The organism is Escherichia sp. AM3, from assembly GCF_032029835.1.
In the GTDB taxonomy this organism is placed as follows: domain Bacteria; phylum Pseudomonadota; class Gammaproteobacteria; order Enterobacterales; family Enterobacteriaceae; genus Escherichia; species Escherichia coli.
In genome coordinates this window covers 1-242 of record NZ_JAVUPQ010001248.1, presented here as the reverse complement: position 1 = coordinate 242, position 242 = coordinate 1, and the positions used below count along the sequence as shown (strand labels likewise).

General features: G+C 56.2%; 1 protein-coding gene. It reads right to left on the bottom strand.

Going from position 1 to position 242, the window contains the following annotated elements; genetic code table 11:
* Positions 1–242, bottom strand: a 242-nt coding sequence (locus RTW80_RS30510; protein WP_312721988.1) for a hypothetical protein, incomplete at both ends; no start/stop codon positions are given.

The following is a 242-nucleotide window of genomic DNA, read 5'->3' as shown; positions in this document are numbered from 1 at the left end:
ACAACGGGGGATACAGGGGAACCGGGCCGGAGCCTCCGGATGCCGCGAGAATGGTATTCACCCAGGCGCGTCGGGGATCGCCAAATGTTGTCGTGGTGCCACATACGCCCCAGCCTTCAATGGCCGATTTCAGAATGGCCTGGTTTCGTGTGCATATTTCACGTGTTTTTCCCCACGTGGAGGCCATGATGGTCATTATGCAGACAGGTTCTTTTTCATCCGTTGCAGCCAGGGTCATAACG